21 protein-coding genes are annotated in these 23,863 nt (G+C 43.5%); 6 read left to right on the top strand and 15 right to left on the bottom strand.

Annotated elements, in window-relative coordinates:
• Positions 1-12 precede the first annotated feature (12 nt).
• Both pflA and BVE84_RS06965 read right to left on the bottom strand, forming a co-directional pair.
• The gene (pflA, locus tag BVE84_RS06970; protein WP_076996338.1) at positions 13-804 is read right to left on the bottom strand and encodes a pyruvate formate-lyase-activating protein; all 792 of its coding nucleotides are present in this window, start codon (positions 802-804) and stop codon (positions 13-15) included.
• Between the two features lie 189 nt (positions 805-993).
• Positions 994-2,358, bottom strand: coding sequence for a hemolysin family protein (locus BVE84_RS06965; RefSeq protein WP_076996337.1), 1,365 nt, complete (start codon positions 2,356-2,358; stop codon positions 994-996).
• 181 nt (positions 2,359-2,539) lie between these two features.
• Here BVE84_RS06965 and BVE84_RS11160 point away from each other — a divergent pair, with 181 nt between their 5' ends.
• Both BVE84_RS11160 and BVE84_RS06955 read left to right on the top strand, forming a co-directional pair.
• A complete protein-coding gene (locus tag BVE84_RS11160; protein WP_083708274.1) occupies positions 2,540-3,139 on the top strand; it encodes a trypsin-like serine peptidase in 600 nt (199 codons plus the stop codon).
• 191 nt (positions 3,140-3,330) lie between these two features.
• Positions 3,331-4,110, top strand: coding sequence for an ABC transporter ATP-binding protein (locus BVE84_RS06955; protein WP_076996335.1), 780 nt, complete (start codon positions 3,331-3,333; stop codon positions 4,108-4,110).
• 168 nt (positions 4,111-4,278) lie between these two features.
• Here BVE84_RS06955 and BVE84_RS06950 read toward each other — a convergent pair whose 3' ends face one another.
• Genes BVE84_RS06950 through mnmL form a run of 4 tightly spaced genes read right to left on the bottom strand, consistent with a single transcriptional unit; the run spans position 4,279 to position 8,078 of the window.
• Positions 4,279-6,333, bottom strand: coding sequence for a cation:proton antiporter (locus BVE84_RS06950; protein WP_076996334.1), 2,055 nt, complete (start codon positions 6,331-6,333; stop codon positions 4,279-4,281).
• 11 nt (positions 6,334-6,344) lie between these two features.
• Entirely contained in the window at positions 6,345-6,599 is a 255-nt protein-coding gene (locus BVE84_RS06945; protein ID WP_076996333.1) for a hypothetical protein, read from the bottom strand.
• Positions 6,592-7,149 (bottom strand): tRNA 5-(aminomethyl)-2-thiouridylate-methyltransferase MnmM, encoded by a 558-nt coding sequence (gene mnmM / locus BVE84_RS06940; RefSeq protein ID WP_076996332.1) that lies wholly within the window; start codon positions 7,147-7,149, stop codon positions 6,592-6,594. The genes BVE84_RS06945 and mnmM overlap by 8 nt, the downstream gene beginning before the upstream one ends.
• Positions 7,143-8,078: a tRNA modification radical SAM protein MnmL/YtqA gene (mnmL, locus tag BVE84_RS06935; RefSeq protein ID WP_076996331.1), complete on the bottom strand. Its 936-nt coding sequence runs from the start codon at positions 8,076-8,078 to the stop codon at positions 7,143-7,145. The genes mnmM and mnmL overlap by 7 nt, the downstream gene beginning before the upstream one ends.
• A 117-nt stretch (positions 8,079-8,195) precedes the next feature.
• Here mnmL and BVE84_RS06930 point away from each other — a divergent pair, with 117 nt between their 5' ends.
• The 3 genes from BVE84_RS06930 (at position 8,196) to nadE (ending at position 12,078) form a co-directional block, all read left to right on the top strand.
• Positions 8,196-8,828, top strand: a complete 633-nt coding sequence (locus BVE84_RS06930) for a prepilin peptidase (RefSeq protein ID WP_228062160.1) — start codon at positions 8,196-8,198, stop codon at positions 8,826-8,828.
• A gap of 965 nt (positions 8,829-9,793) precedes the next feature.
• A complete protein-coding gene (locus BVE84_RS06925; protein ID WP_076996347.1) occupies positions 9,794-11,257 on the top strand; it encodes a nicotinate phosphoribosyltransferase in 1,464 nt (487 codons plus the stop codon).
• Positions 11,254-12,078 (top strand): ammonia-dependent NAD(+) synthetase, encoded by an 825-nt coding sequence (gene nadE, locus BVE84_RS06920; protein WP_076996329.1) that lies wholly within the window; start codon positions 11,254-11,256, stop codon positions 12,076-12,078. The genes BVE84_RS06925 and nadE overlap by 4 nt, the downstream gene beginning before the upstream one ends.
• 832 nt (positions 12,079-12,910) lie before the next feature.
• Here nadE and asnA read toward each other — a convergent pair.
• The 9 genes from asnA to BVE84_RS06875 all read right to left on the bottom strand — a co-directional run bounded on the left by asnA (position 12,911) and on the right by BVE84_RS06875 (position 21,436).
• Complete coding sequence (asnA, locus tag BVE84_RS06915) at positions 12,911-13,903, bottom strand: aspartate--ammonia ligase (RefSeq protein WP_076996328.1); 993 nt, start codon at positions 13,901-13,903, stop codon at positions 12,911-12,913.
• A gap of 97 nt (positions 13,904-14,000) precedes the next feature.
• A complete protein-coding gene (locus BVE84_RS06910; RefSeq protein WP_076996327.1) occupies positions 14,001-15,044 on the bottom strand; it encodes an MmcQ/YjbR family DNA-binding protein in 1,044 nt (347 codons plus the stop codon).
• Positions 15,045-15,186: 142 nt separating this feature from the next.
• A complete protein-coding gene (locus BVE84_RS06905; RefSeq protein WP_076996326.1) occupies positions 15,187-15,366 on the bottom strand; it encodes a twin-arginine translocase TatA/TatE family subunit in 180 nt (59 codons plus the stop codon).
• Positions 15,350-16,087: a twin-arginine translocase subunit TatC gene (gene tatC / locus BVE84_RS06900; protein ID WP_076996325.1), complete on the bottom strand. Its 738-nt coding sequence runs from the start codon at positions 16,085-16,087 to the stop codon at positions 15,350-15,352. The genes BVE84_RS06905 and tatC overlap by 17 nt, the downstream gene beginning before the upstream one ends.
• A complete protein-coding gene (locus BVE84_RS06895) occupies positions 16,077-17,774 on the bottom strand; it encodes an FTR1 family iron permease (protein WP_076996324.1) in 1,698 nt (565 codons plus the stop codon). The genes tatC and BVE84_RS06895 overlap by 11 nt, the downstream gene beginning before the upstream one ends.
• Positions 17,752-18,984: an iron uptake transporter deferrochelatase/peroxidase subunit gene (gene efeB, locus BVE84_RS06890; protein WP_076996346.1), complete on the bottom strand. Its 1,233-nt coding sequence runs from the start codon at positions 18,982-18,984 to the stop codon at positions 17,752-17,754. The genes BVE84_RS06895 and efeB overlap by 23 nt, the downstream gene beginning before the upstream one ends.
• Positions 18,985-18,987: 3 nt before the next feature.
• Positions 18,988-19,791: an iron uptake system protein EfeO gene (efeO, locus tag BVE84_RS06885; protein WP_370592834.1), complete on the bottom strand. Its 804-nt coding sequence runs from the start codon at positions 19,789-19,791 to the stop codon at positions 18,988-18,990.
• Positions 19,792-20,395: 604 nt separating this feature from the next.
• Positions 20,396-20,836 (bottom strand): CoA-binding protein, encoded by a 441-nt coding sequence (locus tag BVE84_RS06880; RefSeq protein ID WP_076996322.1) that lies wholly within the window; start codon positions 20,834-20,836, stop codon positions 20,396-20,398.
• 144 nt (positions 20,837-20,980) lie between these two features.
• Positions 20,981-21,436, bottom strand: a complete 456-nt coding sequence (locus BVE84_RS06875) for a MarR family winged helix-turn-helix transcriptional regulator (protein WP_076996321.1) — start codon at positions 21,434-21,436, stop codon at positions 20,981-20,983.
• Positions 21,437-22,629: 1,193 nt separating this feature from the next.
• On the opposite strand from BVE84_RS06875, the gene BVE84_RS06870 reads away from it, so the two are divergent.
• A complete protein-coding gene (locus BVE84_RS06870) occupies positions 22,630-23,625 on the top strand; it encodes a YdcF family protein (protein ID WP_076996320.1) in 996 nt (331 codons plus the stop codon).
• Positions 23,626-23,863 lie beyond the last annotated feature (238 nt).

Here is a 23,863-nt window from a genome sequence, read left to right as displayed (position 1 = left end):
GTTTGAAGAGTATCAATTTCCACGCACGCGGTTCAAGTAATCTTGATAGCTTTCTGTTTCCATGAGACTCTTGGCATTTTCAACGCGCTCCTTGGTAGGAGGCTTAGTCCCTTCTAAGGGGTAGGGACGCCCCAATTCCCGCCATTTGAACTCACCCAAATTATGGTAGGGAAGGACTTCAAAACGCTCAACATTATCCAAGGTCTTGACAAATTTTCCTAGTTCCAGTAAGTCCTCATCACGGTCTGTCAAATTCGGCACCAAGACATGACGAATCCAAACAGGCTTGCCAATATCAGAAAGGTAGCGCGCACACTCTAGAATCGTTTTATTACTATGCCCTGTCACAAAACGGTGCTGGTCTGGGTTCATTTCCTTAATATCCAGCAAGACCAAATCGGTCACTTCCATGAGCTTGGAATATTTCTCTAAATATCTAGGGGTATTACGGAAGGTTAAGGCACACGTATCAAGGGTGGTATGGATCCCTCTCTCTTTTGCCAAAGTAAATAAGGCAATCAAAAAATCAATCTGAATGGTCGCCTCACCACCTGATACAGTAATCCCTCCTTCTTTCCCCCAAAAGCCCTTGTAGCGGATGGCTTCATTTAATACATCTTCTGCTGTCCGCTCTGTCGCAGCAGGATTGACCAAGTCCCAGGTGTCTGGGTTGTGGCAATACTGACAGCGCATGTGACATCCCTGCATAAACACCACAAAGCGAATGCCCGGTCCATCTACTGCCCCGAAACTTTCCGTTGAATGCACCAGTCCTGTTACATTTTTATAATCTACTACTTCCATTCTCTCTTCCTCACTTCTCAATACTCTCATTATATCATAAATTTAGGAAAGCGTTTGTATGAATGATTGTCGATTTTCATCGGTAGTCTCCAAGCTAAGTGACAGCAAACAAACTGATGGAAAAGAGCAGAAAACGAATAAAGATTAGTTGCTTGATACAACCAATCTTTATTCGTTTTCTAGGGAGTGTTAGGCTTTTACTCCCGATTCTTTCTTTTCTTTCTTATCTTCTTCGACTACGAGAGGGGTGATGAGTATTTTGAGCTTGGTCACACGACCATTTTTGACCTTATCATTGATCATGACAAGATGATGGCCCTGATTGTCTACCTCATAGGCTTCTTTTTCCTCCTGACTTGGAATCGTTCCAAGTCCTGTCAGATAGAAGCCTGCAATCGTATCCACATCATCACTTTCTAGATCTGTTCCAAAGTGTTCATTGAAGTCATTCAAGGTCATATTCCCTTGAACAATATAGGTATGCTCTGCTATTTCTCGGACAAAAACCTCTGTCTTATCCGTCTCGTCATCAATTTCTCCAACAATTTCCTCTAGTAAATCTTCCAAGGTGACAATTCCTGCCACACCACCGTACTCATCGAGTAGAATAGCCATTTGATTTTGAGTATTGCGCAAGGCTTTTAGTAAATCATCAACAAAAATCGTCTCTGGCACAAAGAGGGGCTCTTGCAAAATACGACGAATACTCATATTGTCAAAACCGTTGGCAAATCCTTCTGCTAAAATCCGCTTGGTATGGATCAGACCGACAATATTATCCTTATCACCATCATAAACAGGAATCCGCGAGAAATTCTGCTTGAGAATCTCAGCCATAATCGTCGCCGTATCGTCCTCAATATCCACCATGAAGGCATCCGTACGCGGTACCATAACCTCACGCGCCATCATTTCATCCAAGGAGAAAATCCCCTGCAACATTTCAATCTCATCTGCATCTAAGGTTTCCTCACTCTGGGTGGTCAAGATATATTCAATCTCATCGCGGGTCATCTTCTCATCTGCATCGTCAAACTGCATAGGGGTCAACCGACTGATTAGATTGGTGGCAGCAGACAAGAGCCAAACGAAGGGACTGACTATCTTGCCTAGAAAGAGGATAATAGGGGCAGAAATCACGGCCAAATTTTCTTTCATGTTCATGGCGATACGCTTAGGATACAATTCTCCAAGAACGATTGAAATAAAGGTCAACAAGGCAAGCGCCAGCCAGTAACCACCTGTCTTAGCTGTATCAGAATTGCCCAACCAACCGGCAAAGATTGCACCTAAATCACTTGCTAGGCTTGCCCCTGACAAGATACTGATAAAGGTAATACCGACTTGAATGGTGGATAGAAAATGATTGGGATTTTCCAGTACATTTAATAAGCGGACAAATTTCTTCTCTCCCTCTGCTGCTTTTTGTTCCACACGAGAGCGATTGAGAGATACCAAGGCCATCTCAGAAGCTGAGAAAAAAGCATTGAGTACGGTCAACAATAACAGTAATAACAGTTGTAAATGAATGGTCTGACTACCGGGGTCTTCCATGATGTGTATATCTCCTATAAAAATATATAATAGAACCATTATACCATGTTTTCGGCAATCTTGTCACTCAGATATTGCTAAAAAGTTTTTTCACTAAATTATCAAAGTAGTCTGGCACCAAAACTGGAAAATAGACTGAGACAGAAAATAAGGTAGAACTTCCTATGGGACAAGTTGGTAACTGACAAAAAGGGTTTTATCCTCCAGCGACACGACACAATCAACTAAAGCATCTTCTCATGCTCAGCAATCCAAAACAACAGAGACGGGCGAAGCTCGTCGCAAGCAAATCAAAGATATTGCTGCAAGCACCTATAACGGTATCGCCCTACTTCATTCAAAAACTGACAAGAAAAACTCTGGAACGGCTGTTTTCATCTCGCCTGACGCGCTTCTGACCAATCGACATGTCGTCACTTCTTTTAAAACTGCAAATGAAACAGTTCTACGAACAGTGAATCAACAAGGAGAAGCTGTAGAGCTCCCTGTCAAGGAACTCATTGCTCCAGAGGAGGAGAGCATGGATGTTGGAATAGTCAAACTCCAAGCACCCATTACCGAAAACAAGGAGCTAAGCCACATCAAGATTCAAAAAATTGCTAGCCTTGAAACGGTCAATAAGACAAAGGGCTCTGACTTCATTCGCGCTGTTGATTATCCTGGAGATAAAGAACACGGAACCCTCTGGGACAGCCACGGAAAAATCAAAGACATTGCTGGCAATTTCATCACCTATACTGCTCTGATTACCAGCGGTTCGTCTGGCTCCCCCCCTCTTTAATAAAAACGATGAATTGATTGGCCTAGCCAACGCTTCAACCGATGATCTAGAAAACCCAACCTCCTTTGGTCTACTATTTGACACTGCTATTCGGACATTTATCCACCAACATCAATAGGAAAAGATTGATCTCCTTGTTTTCCACTTCTATGATATAATAAATAGAAATATAACGAAACACGAGGTATGCTATGATTCTTTCAATGCAGGAACTTTCCTATCGTAGGCAGGGAAGGACTATTTTAGATCGGCTTTCTTGGGAATATAAGGCTGGAGAACAGTGGGCTATTCTCGGGTTAAATGGGGCAGGGAAGTCTACCTTGCTACGAATCTTGACAGCCGAATTTTGGAAGAGTTCAGGAAATTTGAGCGTCTTAGGAGTTCCATTTGGGAAAGGAGACATTCCAAGGCTACGAACCAAAATCGGAATTGTCAGCTCTTTTTTAGCCGAACGTTTCCCTGTAGACCTCTCGGCAGAACAGATTGTCCTCACTGGAAAATATAAGTCATCCATCCTCTACCGTGAATATGGGGAAAAAGAAATCGACCAAGCCAAGGCTATGCTTCATCAACTGGATGCCTATCATCTCATTGGCCGAAGCTATTCCAGTCTCTCGCAAGGGGAACGCCAACTGCTACTGATTGCCCGCAGCCTCATGGAGGAACCAGAACTCCTGATTTTAGATGAGGCGACCGTCGGATTAGACCTGCTCGCCCGTGAACGCCTGCTACAGCATATCGAGCAGATTGGCACACTTCCCAAAGCACCAGCCCTCATCTCTGTTACCCATCATGCAGAAGAAATTACCCAATCCTTCACCCATGTCTTACTCCTAAAAGACGGCAAAATCCTAGCCAAAGGCCCCAAGGCAAATATCCTAACACCTGATATGCTCTATCAGTTCTACGACCAACAGGTCGAATTGATTCCGCTAGGAGACGAACGTGTCTTTATCAAACCCATTCTGTAAATCCCTCCAATACATCCGGTCATAATGGTTCATAGATGAAAAAAGCGAACAAAACAGTGTTTCATCTATTCAGAGCACTCATTTGTTCGCTTTTTGTCTATATGTATACTTCTAAAACATGAATATATTGTCATGTTTTAAATGATATTCTGTTATCCCAGATTTATCCTAATTCTTCCGAGCATAATTCATGACATCATAGGGGAGGGTATTCACCGTTTCCTTTAGGGAATAGTTCTCCAGATTATTGACATTTTGCCGCAAATACTTAGCGTAGCTGGCAGAAATGAGTCCCTTGTCTTGATATTCAAAGATAATCTTGCGCTCAAGATAGTAGCCCCGTAGCATTTCATCGATATTGGTGGGTTTCATCCGTGTGATAACCCGCTCGATAAAGGCCCCACTACCGATGATTGCAGTCTCGCGTAAGCGAGCTTCCTGTAAGAAGTGGATTAAGGATGGTTTATAAATCCCTTTTAAATGTTCCAAACTCTCAATAATGACCTCGGTATTTGCTAGATACAGCTCCGCAATGCTTTCAATTTCGTCTTTGGTCAAATGACGTTTTTCTTTTTTGCGCCACGAACGAAGTTTTGCTCCCAAGGTCACTATTTCGTGGAGAATCAGACGGGATACCCGCCAAAATACAATCCAGAAATAGGTAATGCGGGAAGTCAAGTTGCGGTTAATTCGCTGCTCCATAGCCAAGAGATAACGCTGATAAAGGTGGTAGGAACGATTGTCAACCTTCCCTTCTTCATAGGCTTGCTCCAAGCCATCATTTTCGATACTAAGGATTAAAAGTTGGAGACTGGCTAAATCCTTACGAACCGACTTGTCCTCCTGCTCCAAAATCAAATGTTCTATACGCCCGTGGTAATTATCAATCGCTGCATAGAGCGGCCCCTTGATCTTTGTATGGGCCAAATCAGCCTCTAACTCGGTCACCACATCATTTAAAATGGCAATGTGCATCACGTAATCCGCTGTTTCTTCTCTCGCATTAGAGAAATACGGAAGCACGACCAAGCCAGACAAGAAGCTAAGCAAGGTCACTCCTGCCACAATAAAGAGTAACAGGGGATACTCACGCTCTAAAGTTGCTGGAATCAGGAGAATCGTTGCAATCGACACGGTCCCCTTAACACCTGAAAATGTCAGCAAAAGACTGTCTTTCAAAGCGTAGGACATCTTTTTCTTTAAACGCAGCATCCGAAAAGCATAGAAACCATAAACCATGACAAAACGGATACTAAACATCAAAAGAGTTAGCACAAAAACAGTAACCAGTAAGAAAAGATTATCATAAATCGGATTACGCAAAATGGGTTCTAAAATCATCTGCAATTCAATCCCTAGAATCACAAAAACAGAACCATTGAGCATAAAGGTTACCGTATGCCAGACTGTATCGGTCACCATATCCACTTGTGCCTCTAGGAGGGTGATATTTTTAAACCGACTAGCCTTTAAAATTCCTGCAACAACGACCGCGATAATTCCTGATACGTGCATCTCTTCTGCCAAAAAGAAGGTTAACAAAGGGAGACTCAATTCCAGTAATAACTGCCCCGCAATGTCAGAAGCACGTACATTGAGGAGTAGGCGATGCAAACTATGATTGAGAAAGGCTGTGCAGGCTCCAATCACAACACCGCCAGTAATCGAAAAGAGCAGGGAGAGACCTGCTTTTTCCAGCGAAAAGTTTCCCGTTACCCAAGCTGCGACTGCAACTTGAAAGGCTACGAGACCACTGGCGTCATTCAGTAGCCCCTCTCCCTTTAAAATACTCTCTACACGCTTGGAAAAAGTAAAACGTTCGGACAAGGAAGCAAATGCCACCAAGTCTGTCGGCCCTAGGGCTGCCCCCGCGGCTAAACAGGCTGCCAGCGGAAGAGCCGTCCACAACATATGCGCTACATAACCCATGCTCAAGGTGGAGACAAAAATCACAGGGAAAATCAGAAACAGTATAATCTTCCAGTAGCGTAAAATACTGGTCACATCACTTTCTTCTGCTTCTCGAAACAAGAGTGGACCAATGACTAAGGCAAGGAAAACCTCTGTATCCAGATGAAACTGCCCCTGTGGTAAACACAAGCCCAATAAGACCCCTGATACAATCTGCAGGAGGGGCAAGGGTAGGCGCGGAAATAATTTATTCGCTGCATTTGAAGTAATTAAAACAAGTAGGAATATAATTAGATAAAGGAGTATCGTCATCCACTAGCTCCTTATTTCTTATGGCAACATTTCTCAAACAAGAGCCGTTGTTCCGAAATTTTTTCATCGATTTTAGACAGGTCTCGATGTTCAATCTGCTTCTGACAGCGCTCCATTTCAAGACTGACTAATTTCTGCTTGATTCTGACCATTTTTTTACTCATCTGCACATCATCAAACTTCTTGGCTAATTGCTCATCCTCATGGGAATCAATGTACTTGCTCCTAAGCCCTGCTAATTTTTCCTGTAAATATTTTTTATCCATGGTTGTATTCCTTTACTTTTTCAAGCATTACTAAAAATGGAGGATGGTTCACTTGATTGAGGGGACGATAGATGGTCGCAGTAAATTCCCGCTGGGGAAGCTGGCTGACAAAGTCTAGTACCGCATCACGTTCCACTGCTCCTCCTTCATGACCATAGTAGATCATAAGGGCGATCCGACCGCCTGGCACTAAACGCTGGCATAATTTTTCCAGGGCAAGCAGGGTCGTCTGAGGACGGGTAATCACAGATTTATCCGCACTAGGAAGATAACCCAGATTGAAGATTCCAGCTTTGACCTCCTCTACATAAGCATCTACTTGCTCATGTCCTGTTAAAACCAACTCAACATTTTTAAGACCGGCTGCACCTACACGCGCTCGTGTTGTTTCGAGTGCCTGTTCTTGAATATCAAAAGCAACGACCTTCTTTGCTAACCCAGCAAGAAACAAGGTGTCGTGACCATTTCCCATGGTCGCATCCACCACGGTATCCTCCTTGGTTACGACTTCTGCTAGAAACTGATGAGCCATTTCTAAAGGTCTTAACATATCAATTTTTGCTCCTTTGCTTTACAACCTTGCACGCTCCCACGGCGGCGCATTTCGCTTTCAATCGCATTTAGCACTTCCCATTTGTTGAGGCTCCACATAGGGCCAATCAGCATATCCCGTGGCGCATCTCCTGTAATCCGATGGATGACAATATGTTTTGGAATAATCTCTAGTTGGTCACAGATAATCGCAACATACTCTTCTTTCGTGAGCAGTCGCAAACGCCCCTCATGGTAATCTCGTTGCATGCGCGTATTGGTCATCAGATGGAGCAAGTGCAGTTTAATGCCCTGAATATCATTATCCGTCACACAACGACGGACATTTTCTACCATCATTTCATGCGTCTCGCCTGGCAAACCATTGATTAAATGGGAGACAATTTCAATCTTAGGAAATCGGCGCAAGCGTTTTACCGTTTCAACATACAGCTCATAGGAATGAGCACGATTTATGATATGGGAGGTCTCTTCAAAGGTAGTCTGCAATCCCAACTCAACGGTTACATGCAGACGTTCAGACAATTCAGCCAGATAAGCAATCGTTTCATCTGGCAAGCAATCAGGACGAGTTCCGATATTGATGCCAACCACTCCAGGCTCGTTAATCGCCTGTTCGTACCGCTCCCGAAGTACCTCGACCCTATCGTGGGTATTGGTAAAATTCTGGAAATAAACCAGGTATTTTCTTACCTCAGGCCACTTGCGGTGCATGAAGTCAATTTCCTTATAAAATTGCTCCCGAATGGGTGCATCCGGCGCTACAATAGCATCGCCAGATCCTGACACTGTGCAGAAGGTACAGCCTCCTTTTGCCACTGTACCATCACGGTTGGGACAATCAAACCCCGCATCAATCGGCACCTTAAAGGTTTTTTCTCCGAATAATCTTCGATAATAATCATTCAGTGCATTGTAAGATTTCATTCTCTTATTCTACCATATTTCCAGAACATTTCCAGAATTGCAGTAGCGAAAAAAATTTAAGATTCACCTTTCTAGTCATTTTCTAATCTTTATTACGAATAAATAGGTATGAACATAATGTTATCGATTTTTTTAGGAGCCTCTATCGGCTCATTCCTCGGACTGGTTATTGACCGCTTTCCTGACGAATCTCTACTGTTTCCTGCCAGTCACTGCAACCACTGCCAACGGCCACTTAAATGGTGGAGCATGATTCCGATTCTATCCCAGCTGCTAATGGGCTCTAAGTGCCACGACTGTCAAGGAAAGATTCCCTACTGGTATATGGGACTAGAAGCCATCTCTGCCGGGCTTGTGCTCTTGCTCACTCATGGTCTCCTCTCTCTACTACAATGCTCCTTGCTCTTTGCTGGGCTAGTATTGACGATTTACGACATCAAATATCAAGAATACCCACTGATTATCTGGCTATCCTTCACCTTTCTAGCCCTTTTCCTATCCAATCTCAACTGGGTATTTTGTGCCTTCATTGCTCTTGGAATACTCGCTGAGACCTACAAACTCAACATCGGGTCAGGTGACTTTTTCTACCTGGCTAGTCTATCACTTCTCTTTTCCTTGTCTGATCTTCTCTGGATCATCCAATTAGCCAGCCTATTCGGTTTAGTGATTTTCATTGTTTTCAAGCCCAAATCACTCGCCTATGTCCCTTGTCTCTTTCTTGCCAGCCTCCTTGTACTCATTCTATAGCATTCTATTTTCCTGTTCCAATGATTTTCTCTGGGCAGACTGAGCAGACGTATCTGTTAGGAAAACAGGGACTGTTCAGACCTGTGATGTATCACCGCTAGACAAGCTCAGGAAAACGGGACACTAACCTTCCGAGTGGGACTGGCGTGTCTGAACTATCCACTAGATACTGGCTCGCTATTTCGCCTCAAAGCGCGTGAATAAACAGGACGCTGGACTTCTACTCGCTATCCTGTTTCTATGCTCGTGAAAAAACTGTACACGGGACTTCTACTCGCTATCCTATTTCTATGCTCGTGAAAAAACAGTCCACTGGACTTCTACTCGCTATCCTATTTCTATGCTCGTGAAAAAACAGTCCACTGGACTTCTACTCGCTACCCTATTTCTATGCTCGTGAAAAAACAGTCCACTGGACTTCTACTCGCTATCCTATTTCTATGCTCGTGAAAAAACAGTCCACTGGACTTCTACTCGCTATCCTATTTCTATGCTCGTGAAAAAACTGTACACGGGACTTCTACTCGCCATCCTGTTTCTATGCTCGTGAAAAAACTGTCCACTGGACTTCTACTCGCCATCCTGTTTCTATGCTCGTGAAAAAACAGTCCACGGGACTTCTACTCGCCATCCTGTTTCTATGCTCGTGAAAAAACTGTACACGGGACTTCTACTCGCTATCCTGTTTCTATGCTCGTGAAAAAACTGTCCACTGGACTTCTACTCGCTATCCTATTTCTATGCTCGTGAAAAAACAGGACACGGGACTTCTACTCGCTATCCTATTTCTATGCTCGTGAAAAAACAGTACACGGGACTTCTACTCGCTATCCTATTTCTATGCTCGTGAAAAAACAGTACACGGGACTTCTACTCGCTATCCTATTTCTATGCTCGTGAAAAAACAGTCCACTGGACTGTTTTTTTATGCTATACTGTAATAACAGGAGGAGAACAAGATGAACATTTATTCTGATGATAGTTTAACCCTACATACGGATCTGTATCAAATCAACATGGCGCAAGTGTATTTTGAACAGGGCATCCATGAGAAACATGCCGTATTTGAGGTCTATTTTAGAAAACTACCTTTCCACAATGGATATGCTGTATTTGCAGGTTTAGAGCGAGTTGTACGCTATCTATCCAGCCTTTCATTTACCCAGACCGATTTAGCCTATCTACGTGAACTAGGGTATCCAGAAAACTTTTTGAACTATTTGGATCAGTTAGAATTTTCCTTAACCATCCGTTCTGCGAAGGAAGGAGATCTAGTCTTTGCCAACGAACCCATCATGCAAATTGAAGGTCCCCTTGCCCAATGTCAGCTGGTTGAAACAGCGATTTTAAACATCGTCAACTACCAAACCTTGATTGCAACTAAGGCCAGACGGATTAAAGCGATTTTAGAAGATGAACCGCTCCTTGAATTTGGAACCCGACGGGCTCAAGAGATGGATGCCGCCATTTGGGGGACACGCGCAGCCTTTATCGGTGGTGCTGGTGCGACTTCAAATGTCCGCGCCGGTAAGATGTTCGGTATTCCAATTGCCGGTACCCACGCCCACGCTCTCGTACAAACCTATGGTAATGATTACGATGCCTTCAAGGCCTATGCTTCTACCCATAAAAATTGTGTTTTCCTTGTTGATACCTACGATACCTTACGCCTCGGAGTCCCTGCTGCTATTCGGGTTGCAAAGGAATTTGGAGATCGCATTAACTTCCTCGGAGTTCGTATCGACTCAGGTGATATGGCCTATATTTCTAAAAAAGTCCGCCAACAGCTGGATGACGCAGGCTATACCCAGGCGAAAATTTACGCCTCCAATGACCTGGATGAAAACACCATTTTAAACCTGAAAATGCAGAAAGCTAAAATCGATGTCTGGGGGGTTGGCACTAAGCTCATTACTGCTTATGACCAACCTGCCCTAGGCGCTGTTTACAAGATTGTCTCCATCGAGGACGAATCTGGACAAATGCGCGATACCATTAAACTCTCCTCCAACGTAGAAAAAGTATCTACACCAGGAAAGAAGCAAGTCTGGCGCATTACCAGTCGCGAAAAAGGAAAATCTGAAGGGGACTACATCACCTTTGCAGATACGGATGTAACAAAGATGACTTCCATCCACATGTTCCATCCAACCTACACTTATATCAATAAAACCGTGACGAATTTCGAAGCAGTTCCTCTCTTGGTGGATATTTTTAACAAAGGACAGCTCGTCTATGAGTTACCAAGTCTACCAGATATTCAATCCTATGCCAATACGCAATTTGATAAACTTTGGGACGAGTACAAACGTATGCTCAATCCACAAGATTACCCTGTTGACTTGGCCCAAGATATCTGGGAACACAAGATGAATCTAATCCAGCAAGTCCGCGACCAAACCCGACTAAGCCAAAAGGAGAAGGAATGAGCTTACAAGAAACGATTATCAAACAATTAGGGGTCAAATCTAGCATCCATCCTCCAGAAGAAATCCGCACATCCGTTGATTTTTTAAAAGATTACCTCAAAAAACACCCCTTTTTGAAAAGCTATGTATTAGGTATCTCAGGTGGCCAAGATTCAACCCTTGCAGGTCGATTAGCACAGCTAGCCATTGAAGAAATGCGAGAGGAAACAGGCGATGAGCGCTACCAATTCATCGCTGTCCGCCTGCCTTATGGTGTTCAGGCAGATGAAGAAGATGCCCAGGCAGCCCTTGCCTTTATCAAGCCGGATGTCAGCTTAGTCGTCAATATCAAAGAAAGTGTGGATGCCATGACGAAGGCTATCGAGGCTACTGGAGCTAGTGTTTCAGATTTTAACAAAGGAAATATCAAGGCTCGTTGCCGTATGATTGCCCAGTACGCCTTGGCAGGAAGCTATCAAGGTGCCGTGATTGGGACTGACCATGCTGCTGAAAATATCACCGGTTTTTTCACCAAGTTCGGTGATGGTGGCGCAGATATTCTACCACTTTTCCGTCTCAACAAACGTCAGGGAAAAGCCCTATTATTAGAACTTGGAGCTGCTAAAGCCCTCTATGAGAAAATTCCTACGGCTGATTTGGAAGAAGATAAGCCGGGACTAGCAGATGAGGTCGCGCTCGGGGTAAGCTATGAAATGATCGATGACTACCTCGAAGGTAAGACCATCGATTCACAAGCCCAGACGACGATCGAAAATTGGTGGAAAAAAACAGAACACAAACGCCATCTCCCCATTACCATCTTTGATGACTTTTGGAAATAAGGAACATTAAGATGTGAAGCCGTTAAAAAACCGAATGAAAAATAGGAAATCGAAGTAGGTTGCTTTGCAACCAATGAGATTTATCTTTTTTCCGAGGTTTTAGGCTGAACTCAATTCCACAAGATGTGAGGACGTTAAAAGGTCTAAGTGAAAATAGGAAATACGACGAAGAAACTGGAGTTTCTAGGAGTATTTATCTTTTTCACACAGACCTTAGTCCGAACTCAATTACACAAAATACAAAGGGCGTGTAAAAAGCGAATGAAAATTAGGAATCTTGACGCAGAATCCCTGATTCTAGGAGAGATTATCCCAAAGGGATTCTCAGCTGTAATCGGCTAAAGCCGAAACAGCTGCCTATCTTTTTTCCGAGCTTTTAGCCCGTGTTCATTTAAGATGTGAAGCCGTTAAAAAACCGAATGAAAATTAGGAAATACGACGAAGAAACTGGAGTTTCTAGGAGTATTTATCTTTTTCACACAGACCTTAGTCCGAACTCAATTACACAAGATACAAAGGGCATATAAAAAGCGAATGAAAATTAGGAAATCGAAGTAGGTTGCTTTGCAACCAATGAGATTTATCCCTTCGTGAAAAGGCGAGCGAAGCGAGCCCATAACCGCTACTTTACGCCGTAGCAAAAAACACCAGAAACGGTATGTTTCTGGTGTTCGGAGATTTTGAGACTCAGGCTCAAAATCTAGGCATGAAATCCCGTAGGGAGTTGCTGCCGTCCGTGCTACCTAAGTAAAGTATCATAATAAAATAATCGTTTTGAAGAAAATAGACTTTTTCTTCAGTATAAAGAGAGCGATCACTCGCTCTCTTTGCTTTATAGTATATTCTCAAATGTATCGCGGACATCTTGTGGCCAGACACTTGATTGAACTTCACCAATGTGCTTCTTGCGGAGCAAGAACATAGCCAAGCGGGATTGTCCGATTCCACCACCAATGGTCAGAGGGAAAAGACCGTTTAATAAGGCCTTATGCCACTCAAATTCCAAACGCCCCTCATCACCTGTAATAGCAACTTGGCGCTTCAAGGCTTCTTCATCAACCCGAATTCCCATAGAAGATAATTCAAATGCTGACTGCAGTTGCTCATTCCAAACTAGAATATCCCCGTTTAATCCCTTGTAGCCATTTTCAGACGGACTTGTCCAATCATCATAGTCAGGAGCACGACCGTCATGCGGTTTTCCGTCAGGCAATTCGCCCCCAATTCCAATCAAAAAAACAGCTCCATATTCTTTGGCAATCGCATTCTCCCGCTCTTTAGACGTCAAATTCGGGTAACGCTCCGCCAACTCTTCCGAATGAATAAAGGTGATTCGCTTAGGCAAAAACGCCTCAATATCGTAGCGAGCTTCAACAGCTAATTCCGTCAAGCGAATAGCCTTGTAAATCAATTCCACCGTTTCTTTCAAATAAGCTAGATTGCGTCGCCCATCTGGAATCACCTTCTCCCAGTCCCACTGATCCACATAAACTGAGTGAATCGGATCCAGTGAATCCTCGTCTGGTCGTAAAGCCTTCATGTGGACAAACAAGCCCTCTCCCTCATTAAAGCCAAAACGAGCCAAGGTATGACGCTTCCATTTAGCTAGGGAATGCACCACTTCATAGGTCGCCTCCGGAATCAGTTTGACATTGACGGTTACCGCATTTTCCACCCCCGAAAGGTTGTCCTGCATTCCATCACCGACACGGCTCAAAATCGGTCCCTGCACTTCCACGACTTCCAACTTATCTTTTAAATATTGGGTAAAGGTGTTTTTGACAAAGGAAATTTCTTCTTGCTGATGGATAAAACTCTTCTTCATACTCCATAACCTCCAAAACTATACTCCTATTATAGCCTTTTTCAACAATATGTAAAGTAAAATATTAAATTTTCTGATAATTTCACATTCTTATCCATCACTGGTTCAGTAATTCTTCAAGCACCTCACGGCATTCTTGGGTCGCAAGCCGTGGACCACGCACTGCTCTCACTCCTAAACGCTTCATCTTTGACAAGGGAAGGACGCTATCTGACAGCACACGCAACAATTCCAGCCGCATATATTCCTTACCTTCCTCCAAGATAGTTGACTCCACCACACGGCAAAGATAGCAGATGGCCTGAATGGGGGCCGTCATGTAAATACAAACCACATCACCGACCTTGATTTTGGGCTTCTGGGGCCAGAGAATCTGACCCTCATTCTGCAACTCTGTATCAATATCATATAGTTTCGGATTGGCAGGGATAATCCAATAGCAAGGACCTGATGGGAAAAGAGAAGTTTTGGGACTTACTAAACGACGGCTCCTGCTAACTAAGTCAAACAAGACCCCATCTGGTAGGCGGTCGTCTAAGCTGATAGAGACCCAGGTTTTCTTGGACATGTGGTAGGCTGGATAAATACCGGGTTTTCCCAGTAATTCCTCCATCTGCTCTACTTCCACCTTAATATTTACAATATCGATACTTCCTTCTTTATCTGTTTCCCCCAAGACCGTCCACGGTACTTGAGTCATCAGACTGTACCATTTTTGATTGGCTACATGTCGCAGGGTCGCAATATCGGGCGCCTTGGTAAAGGGATAATCAGGGCTTTCTTGGAAGTGTTCTGCTACATAACGAACCAAGCGATTGCCCTGGGGAGATTGAAAGAGGGTTGCTTCTGTGCAAGCCTCTACCACTTGACGTAGGATTGTCGCATAGCTTTCCCGCACTTCTCCGATAAAGGAGCCGACCGCATGCTGAATCCGAAAGGCATGGTATTCCTCTTCCATATCCAAATCCCAGACCTGGGCCGATGCTTGATTTTCTGAGTCTATCTGAATCCTTGCTTCAAAATGCCCATCCATAAAAGGTTGACGAAAGGTCCACATTCCATTTTCTTCCTTAAAACCATAATCTATCAACCGCGCTTTCTGCCAGATTCTATCCTTGAAAAAAGGAGCTTCAAATAGCATTTCCTTCCCCCTATACTGATTCTATCATCATTTCGTTTACCTTTTATTCCCTCAATGATTGTAGACCATCAATCACCGTGAAAAAAAGAGTGCGGACCTGTCCAGACACATTCCCTCACTCTCTTCATTTTCTGAAATCAGCCTAGCTGCCTGTATCATCCTTATCCTTTTGCTCTCCTTGATCCAGAGCCTTTTTAAAGGATGCCATCATTTTGCCGATGGATTCGCCCAATTCTGGTAGGCGCTTTGGTCCAAATATCAAGAGAGCCCCCAGGACTAAGATAATCATTCCTGGTGCTCCAATATCACGTAAGATTCCCATATCCGGTTCTCCTTTTTTCTTTTCTACGGTAAAGCCACCTACTGATGGCCACACTCACTTCATAGATGAGAAGGAGTGGTATTGTCATCGCTAAATCACTAATAAAGTCAGCTGGTGTGATGATAACAGCAAGTACCAGCAAACTGAAGTAGGCATGTCTTCTATATTGTACCAAAAATCGTGGGGAAAGAATACCGATGGAGGTTAAAAAAGCCACCAAAACAGGCAGTTCAAAGATAATTGCCATGGGGATGGTCGTGTGCAGCAGGAAGGTCAGATAATTTTGAGCTGTTAATTGCGTATCAAAAAGGTCTTCTCCAAGGGATAAGAGGACTTGGAGCAGGGCTGGACTGACCAAGTAAAATCCAAATAATAAGCCTGCTAGAAAACATAAAAAGACTGCCGGAATATACCAAAATACACTTCTAGCCTCTGCCTTTTCAAGGGCTGGTACAAGAAAAGCCCAGACCTGATAGGTCAAAAATGGTAGGGTCAGGGTAAAGGCCATTAGGCTGGCTAAATTGAGATAGATCCATAAGATGTCATCGGGTCCTAGGACGACCAATTTCTGAGAAAATCCTTGGGTCAACAACCGATAGAGATCCGTTGAAAAATACAGACTGACCAAGAAGCTAATGAAGAAAAAGGAAATCGTCCAAAGAAAACGAGTCCGAAACTCGGCCAAATGCTCAACGATTGTTAATTCTTGCTCATGTTTCATAAGGCTCTCGATTCTTCCAAATTAAGTAAGCAATCAAGCTGATCAGTAAGAACTGCGACAAGAGACCTTCCCAACTTGGATAAAGACCAATGACATCCACTGCCGGAACCCCTTTTATCACATGATTGGGTAGGATATTGGTTAATTGAAGGGCATGGATACTCACTCCTAACATCTTAAAGGCAAGGCCGTAAATCAACCAAGTTAGGTAGAAAAAGACACGATGTGGCTTGATATGGCTAGCTGTTTGCACCATCAAAATAGCTAAGACTAGCAGAAGCAACAAGGCCAAACCAATCCCTAACAAAAATGCTTTGGGGCTAATTTTAGGTAGGATCCCCGCATAAAAAAGAATGGTTTCTGCTCCCTCCCGAAAGACCGCTAGAAAACTCAGGGCAAACATGGAAAGAAAGCTACCACTGGCTGTCACTACCTGCATCTGCCTCTCCATATAAGCATTCCATTTCTTGACTGAGGACTTGCTATGGAGCCAAATGCCAATAATAACCATCATCACTACTGCACCAATTCCAACCACTCCCTCAATAATTTCACGGTTGACACCTGATGAGAGGGTCGGGAAAAATTGCTGCAGAGCAATGGCTAGTATCGCACTAGCTAGAAGTCCTACGACCGCTCCACCATAGACCCAGACCAAGCCTTTTTTCTGCTTGCTGGCCTTCAGAGTAGACACCAAGGTCATCACGATGAGCAGGGCTTCCACTCCCTCTCTCAGCAAAATCAGCATGGTATCCAAAACAGTATAACTGGCAGAGGTATCAATACTGGATAGCTCAGCAATCATCTGGGTCAGTTTTTCTTGATAAACCGCCTCATCACCTCGCACCATGATAACAGGTGCCTCACTCTCCACACGGGTATAAAGACTCGGCTGACGCGTACTGACATCGCCCTCAATGCTCGGCCAAATGGTGATAAATTCCTTCATCAAGGAAGCTCCCTGGGTGCTATCCCCTGCCTCAAAAGCAGCCTGCGCCTGCTCCAGCAAATCAATCCCATCTTTTAGGGTCAAATCGCTAGTAGTCGTCGCAACTTCCTTTCCGACCTTAAAATCCAAAATAGCATTCTTTACATCATCAAATGTGGTCTGAATGGTCCCATAATCTACTGGTTCTGCCTCAATACTACTACGCAGGAAAGAAAGAGCTGTTTCAATCTTCCCATAATGAGCTGTACTGGTATCGCGGACAATGCGCTCGTTGGCTGTCCACATGCTATTTAGTTTTTTGTATCTATCCTTGACTGCATGGATGTCCTTACTATCAATCGCGTCTTGCAATTCCTCATAACTGGGTGTAAGTTTCATCATCAACTTCTCTTTTTCGGCCTCGACATCAACGGGGTGTTGCTCTGCCTCAAAGTCTAAAAGGGCTTTAGAAACGGCGACTAATTTTTCTTCTGTCGGACTCTGTCCTAGTTCCATCAAGCGTCTTGTTACCTCTTGACCGGCCTTAGAATCATGATGTTCAACCTGTGAAAAATCTGCCTGCAACTGGGAAATGAGCTCCTCTGCCTGACTCCTATCCCCCTTTTTTAAAGCTGTTGTCGCATCTGTAATCGTAATAAAAAGATGGCTATAGGACTCTTCTGCTGAAACGCGGTGAGCAAGTAAGGCCAGAATGAGGAGGGCAAGGAGCGCCAGTTTATTCAAATAAGGCTTGACCAATATACTCTCCTTTTTTTATACCAGGAAAACAAGCAAATAAACCACTTCCGACATGGGTGATGTACTCATTTAACTTATCCACACTTCCGAGATTATTCTGAATCGTGATAAACTGCTCTGGATCTTTTTGAAAGGAAATAAAGAGCAGTCCCGAGTCAAATTGCCCTGTTTTCTCATCAATTCCATCTGAGTAGGAAAAAGCTCTACGATAGATTTCAACATCGGTCTCCTTGGCTAAGCGAACATGGGAATCAATCGGTATAACTGGCTCACCCTTTTCATCCTTCAAGTCCAAGTCCACTTCATCAAATTCATCTTTTTGTCCCAAGGGCGCCCCGCTTTCCTTATAGCGACCAAAGGTGTTCTCCTGCTCTTTGAGACTCGTTCGATCCCAAGTCTCTAGGAACATCTGGACTCTGCGTACTGCCATGTAGGTACCACCCCGCATCCAGTTGGCCTCATCACACCAGATAATTTCCTTAAATTCTTCTTCAGTTGTGCCATTTGCTGTGCCATCTTTAAAGCCAAAAAGGTTGCGTGGGGTTTCTTTCCGATTACCAAGCGCCGCAAAGCCTGCCTGACTCCATTTCATGGTCACCACATGGCGCCCCTTCCTCACTAGATTTCTCACCGCATGGAAGGCCACCTGCTCATCATCTGCGCAGGCTTGAATAACGATGTCCCCACCTGTGTATCTTTCCTTGAGCTGGTCTCGTGGAAACACGGGCAAATCTCGAAATTCCTTCGGCTTCTTACTGTCTAGGCCCAACTTAGTCAAAAAGGCAGGAGAAACGCCAAAGGTAAGCGTTAAACGGTGGGGGTTGAGTCCGACTGTCTCGCCTGTATCAAAAGGTGGGAGATAGCGATTATCACTATCTTCTTTGACCAATTCTCCCATTACTAATCTCTCGCTATAAGCCGTCCAATCCTTCAACACCTGGATGACTTCTGCCTTATCTGTCGTATGCAAATCCAATACGACAAAATAGACATTCTTCTGCATCGGGGTAACAATTCCCGCCTGGTGTTCCCCGTAAAAGGAAATGTTTTCTCCACCTTCAACCTTAGCAGTCTCATTCGTCACCTTCCTAGCAAAAAAAGCAGACGCACCCGAAGCACCGAGTGCAAGACCAGCTCCTCCTATCCCTGCTTTTTTTAGAAATTCGCGACGATCCATTTTCTTATCAAACCATTTTTCGTCTTTTGTCATCATTTACTTTCCATCTAAGATAATTCCCATTTGTGAAAGAGGCTCGCCAAGTTTGGTCACCGCTTCAGCCAAGGTTTTGGTGTCCTCTGTCGTCAAATCTGTGTAGAGTTTATAATGTGTGCCATCTATCCTATACTGATCCAAAAGTCCATTGACATTCGCAAACTCTTTTTCAAGGGTGCGAACCAAGTTAGCATCTTTTACTTCTAGCATCGGTTTGAAGAGTTCAAAAATCTTCTCTGCCCCCTCAATATTGGCTCTAAAGTCATACAAATCTGTATGCGAATAGACCTCTTCTTCACCAGTAATCTTGCTGGTGGCCACTTCATTGAGCAAGTCAACCGCCCCTGTTAACATGATGTCTGGTGTTACTTCAACCGTTGCAATTTTGGCTTTCAATTCCTTGATGTCATCTACTAGCTGATCAGCATACGGCTCAGTCCCTACTGTAGTATTGTTTTCCCAGAGGATTTTTTCAATACGATGAAAACCCGACCAGCCTTCTTCGGTCTTATTTTCTTCCATGTAATCTACCAACCGAAAATCGATTTTCACATCAGATTCACCGAAACTTTCCGCAATCGGCTCTGACCGCTCATAGGCCATACGGATAACCGGATAGACTTTCTTAGCTTCTTCCAACTTACCGTCTTTAAGGAGCTGGGCAAAATCTTCTGTATCTGTCAACAGTTGAGCGATTTGCTCTTCTACAAACTTTTTGTAATCAGCGGTTGCCTTATCAAGGGCCTTGTCATCTACCTGCATTGTGGTGCTTTCTTGTCTTGTGTCCGTATTGGGTGCCGCCATCGTACAGGCTGTTAGTAAGACAGTAGACGATAGTAGCATTATACCAAGTTTTTTCATCTTCCTTCCCTTTCCTAAAAAGCTACCTCTAGTATAGCATAGTTTTCTCATTTTGGAATAATTATCTGATAATTTTAATATAAAGCGCAAACTGCCACTCTTCTCTACATTCTCTCAAACAAATGCAACTTTTCCAAAGAGCGTACACATGAGTAGCCATACGAAAGACTATTATTTTATAACATCAACAAGCAAACTGGGAAGCTAGCCGAAGGCTGTACTGACGGACAACAAAGCGACACTGACGAGAGTTGAAAGGTATTCGTTCTATCTGCATCTGCCTTGCCTGGTCTACTATTGATTTTCATCCAGTATAAGACAATCTGAAAAAGGAGCTGGGCAAACGCCAGCTCCTTAAAAAGTTTACAATATGATAGGCAAGATCTAGCAGCTGGTTGAGGGGATAACACACTGGACTACGAGCGTTTCGACCAGCCGAACCAACTGTGTAAAAGAAGGGCAAAGCAAAAATGAACGGTTGTTAGACTCTTTCCCACTCCCAACCAATCTCTTACTTTGTGGGCTATACCATTGACAAGAGTAGTCATCAATTCACCACATCTGCCATCAGACGGACATATTCCCGCTTGATACAGCGATCCATCACCACATCTTCTCGACCTGCGGCCTGTAAAATCTCAGCTGCTTCCTGACTTTGTAACCCTAATTGTGCCCAAAAAATTCTAGCATCGGTGGTCACAAACTCACGTGCCACATCTGCCAAATAGTCACTCTTACGAAAGACATTTACAATATCAACTGCTAGCGGAATATCAGAAAGACTGGCATATACTTTTTCACCTAAAATTTCACCAGTCGCTAAGCGAGGATTAACGGGAATGATTCGGTAGCCCATGTCCTGCATAAATTTAGACACGCGTTTACTAACCGCATCGTCCCTATCCGATAGGCCGACCACTGCAATGGTCTTGCTAGTTGCTAGATAATCTTTTATTTGTTCATCCGTTGGATGTTGAAATGGGTACATGGTACTTCCTCCTTTTTTCTATTATACCATGGAAAGTCAAAAATAAGACAAGAAATCAAAGACTGGGCAGGACCTAGGCAAGCCTTTCCCTTTTTTATGTTATTGCCCTCACCACACAAGAAACCTTTGCGATTAAAAGAGCCTTCACTCTTTATCCCTGCCTTCGATTTTTTCTAGATTCAGATGTAGTTGCCGGATAACCCTAGAAAAAACGACTAAATCCTCTTCTGCAATTCCAACTACTAATCTCTGACGTACATTGTCCCAAAATTCACTCATCTTCTGACTTTTTACCTTGGCCATATCTGACATACGGACAATCTTCTTGCGTTTGTCCACCTTAGATGGCTCCACCTTGATAAAACCATTTTTTTCCATCCGCTTGATGAGATTACTAGCTACAGATTTTGAAATTTTTAGGTGGGACTCAATATCCTTAATCAGAATTTCTTCCTCCTCATGCTGGGCAAGATAATGCAACACATGCCCCTGTGGACCTCCTAGTAATTCCATGTCACTATCTCGGGCAACCGAATGGATGGCAGCCCCCATCTTGTGAGCCAGTCTTTTAAATTCTTGAAGTGGATCTGTCGTCATCATACACTCCTTCCCAATCTCCTTATCATGGGAACCATTTTAGCATTTTCCTACTAGATGTCAAGAAAGCATTTCTTTTATGTGTCACTTGTCCGTCTTTTCTAACCCGACAATTTATGGTAGACTAACACTAGGTTGCACCATTAAATACTAATACTCTTTAACAATCAAAAGGATACGTCGTCAAGAGTCTTGGGGAATACTACCCCGACGGGAGCTTTTCACTTGTCAAAACTCCTATTTTTACTTTGAGTTTTTCACGGCTTCATATCTTGTGGAATTAAGTTCAGACTAAAACCTCGGAAAATAGATAAGCAGCTGTTTTGGCTTTAGCCAATTACAGATGAGATTGAAACAGTTCGGGGAACTGTTTCAACTGGTCACCCAAAAACAAGAAAGTGACCACAGAAGCCCGAGCTAAGAAACAGGAAAGCGAGGATAGATTAACTCATTGGTTGCAAGACAACCTGCTTCGATTTCCTATTTTTCTTTCGTTTTTTTTACGGCTTCACATCTTGTGGAATTGAGTTCAGCCTCAAACTTCGGAAAAAAGATAGGCAGCTGTTTCAGCTTTAGCTGATTACAGATGAGATTGAAACAGTTCGAGGAACTGTTTCAACTGGTCACCCAAAAACAAGAAAGTGACCACAGAAGCCCGAGCTAAGAAACAGGAAAGCGAGGCTAGATTATCTCATTGGTTGCAAGACAACCTGCTTCGATTGTCTTTTTTTCTAGGAGTTGCTTCCACAGTCTAGGAATAGACTGTGGAAGGTTGGAAATAAAACGAGTGAAACTCGTGTCAAACGCCCTTTGTATCTTGTGGAATTGAACACGGGCTACGAGCTGTGCAAAAAAGATAGTTTTTCCTAGAACTTGAGGTTCTGCGTCAAAACTCCTATTTTTGCTTTGAGTTTTTCACGGGCTTTGTATCTTGTAATTGAACACGCCCTAAACTCTGTGTGAAAAAGATAAATACTCCTAGAAACTCCAGTTTCTTCGTCGCATTTCCTATTTTCACTTTGAGTTTTTTACGGGCTTTGTATCTTGTGTAACTGAGTTCGGACTAAGGCCTGTGTGAAAAAGATAATTCTTCCTAGAGTCTCTAGACTCTGCGTCAGAATTCCTATTTTCACTTAGACCTTTTAACGTCCTCACATCTTGTATAATTGAGTATAAAAGAAAGGTCCTTATATTTTATGATTCTTCACCTTATATGGCTCATCCCGGCACTGTTATTTATGATACTCTTTCTTATTGATCCAAGGCGCCTCATCAATGCCTACCTCTTTTTCATCGTCCTTATCCTCTTTGCTTTTATCATCGCAGGATTCTTTGTCGTCCAGCTAAGCCGCTGGAGTCAGCAGACCGCTATCATGATTCTCATCGGCGGGCTCTTACTCATTCCCCTAAGTGTCATCTTATCCACTGCCTATCTCCTATTTAATGGCAGACAGATGCTGAACTTTGAAGGACGTAGATTTGCCAACCTCCTCTCCCTCTTTTATGGTCTTGCTATCCTGACCACTCTAGTTCTCCACTTTTTTAGCACTTCTTTCTTCATTGAAAAAACCGTCCTCCTGTTAGACAACCTCCTCATCTACGGAAGTTTTCTCTACCTATCTTATGTTGTCTACGGGCTATTTTACAATCTATTTCCCATCACCTACCAACCAGACTACATCATTGTGCTGGGCTCAGGTCTAATGGGGGACAAGGTACCACCCCTCCTTGCCCAACGCCTAGACAAGGGACTCTACTACTATGAAAAATATAATCGACAACCAATTATCATTGTCTCTGGTGGTCAAGGAAGTGATGAAGCGATTTCCGAAGCAGAAGCCATGTCTCGTTACCTACTTGATAAGGGATTGGCAAGCGAGAAACTTCTCTTGGAAACACAGGCCACCACTACCCTTGAAAATCTGACTTTCTCTCAGAATCTCATCAGTGAAAAACCGGATAGATCTGCGCGTTTCCTTGTTGTGACCAACAGCTTTCACTCCTTACGGGCTGGAATTTATATGCGCAAACTAAAGCTCAAGGGTCGTAGCGTAGGATCAAAAACCGCCCTCTACTACCTACCCAGTGCCTGGATTCGTGAAACGGCTGGCCTTTGTCTCCTGTATTGGAAATGGCATGCTGTCATCATCGGCTTGAATATCTTATCATGGCTTTTTTCCTTATTTTTCTGATGTATCTTACAGACTGTGAAAACCACCTTCCCTCCGGAACATTTATTCTATCTTTGATTGTAGCGTTTCATCTATCTAGATACTTGTCAAAATATGCGTTTCTTTGTCAAATTTCTCATTTTCTAGCTCGGGCTTCTGTGGTCACTTTCTTGTTTTTAGGTGACCGTTGAAACAGTTCACCGAACTGTTTCAATCCCATTTTTGCTTTGCTCGCTTCAACAGTCTAGGAATAGACTGT

The organism is Streptococcus azizii, from assembly GCF_001984715.1.
In the GTDB taxonomy this organism is placed as follows: domain Bacteria; phylum Bacillota; class Bacilli; order Lactobacillales; family Streptococcaceae; genus Streptococcus; species Streptococcus azizii.
The sequence above is the reverse complement of the archived record's forward strand: the minus strand, read 5'-3'. Positions and strand labels throughout refer to the sequence as shown.

Coding starts and splice junctions, on each gene's coding strand:
- BVE84_RS06955 (WP_076996335.1), top strand. CDS start 3,331: ATGATTCTTTCAATGCAGGAACTTTCCTATCGTAGGCAGGGAAGGACT.
- BVE84_RS06880 (WP_076996322.1), bottom strand. CDS start 20,836: ATGTACCCATTTCAACATCCAACGGATGAACAAATAAAAGATTATCTA.
- efeO (WP_370592834.1), bottom strand. CDS start 19,791: ATGGCGGCACCCAATACGGACACAAGACAAGAAAGCACCACAATGCAG.
- tatC (WP_076996325.1), bottom strand. CDS start 16,087: ATGAAACATGAGCAAGAATTAACAATCGTTGAGCATTTGGCCGAGTTT.
- BVE84_RS06905 (WP_076996326.1), bottom strand. CDS start 15,366: ATGGGAATCTTACGTGATATTGGAGCACCAGGAATGATTATCTTAGTC.
- BVE84_RS06870 (WP_076996320.1), top strand. CDS start 22,630: ATGATTCTTCACCTTATATGGCTCATCCCGGCACTGTTATTTATGATA.
- BVE84_RS06965 (WP_076996337.1), bottom strand. CDS start 2,358: ATGGAAGACCCCGGTAGTCAGACCATTCATTTACAACTGTTATTACTG.
- mnmL (WP_076996331.1), bottom strand. CDS start 8,078: ATGAAATCTTACAATGCACTGAATGATTATTATCGAAGATTATTCGGA.
- nadE (WP_076996329.1), top strand. CDS start 11,254: ATGAGCTTACAAGAAACGATTATCAAACAATTAGGGGTCAAATCTAGC.
- BVE84_RS06945 (WP_076996333.1), bottom strand. CDS start 6,599: ATGGATAAAAAATATTTACAGGAAAAATTAGCAGGGCTTAGGAGCAAG.
- efeB (WP_076996346.1), bottom strand. CDS start 18,984: ATGACAAAAGACGAAAAATGGTTTGATAAGAAAATGGATCGTCGCGAA.
- mnmM (WP_076996332.1), bottom strand. CDS start 7,149: ATGTTAAGACCTTTAGAAATGGCTCATCAGTTTCTAGCAGAAGTCGTA.
- pflA (WP_076996338.1), bottom strand. CDS start 804: ATGGAAGTAGTAGATTATAAAAATGTAACAGGACTGGTGCATTCAACG.
- BVE84_RS06950 (WP_076996334.1), bottom strand. CDS start 6,333: ATGACGATACTCCTTTATCTAATTATATTCCTACTTGTTTTAATTACT.
- BVE84_RS06910 (WP_076996327.1), bottom strand. CDS start 15,044: ATGCTATTTGAAGCTCCTTTTTTCAAGGATAGAATCTGGCAGAAAGCG.
- BVE84_RS06930 (WP_228062160.1), top strand. CDS start 8,196: ATGTTATCGATTTTTTTAGGAGCCTCTATCGGCTCATTCCTCGGACTG.
- asnA (WP_076996328.1), bottom strand. CDS start 13,903: ATGAAGAAGAGTTTTATCCATCAGCAAGAAGAAATTTCCTTTGTCAAA.
- BVE84_RS06875 (WP_076996321.1), bottom strand. CDS start 21,436: ATGATGACGACAGATCCACTTCAAGAATTTAAAAGACTGGCTCACAAG.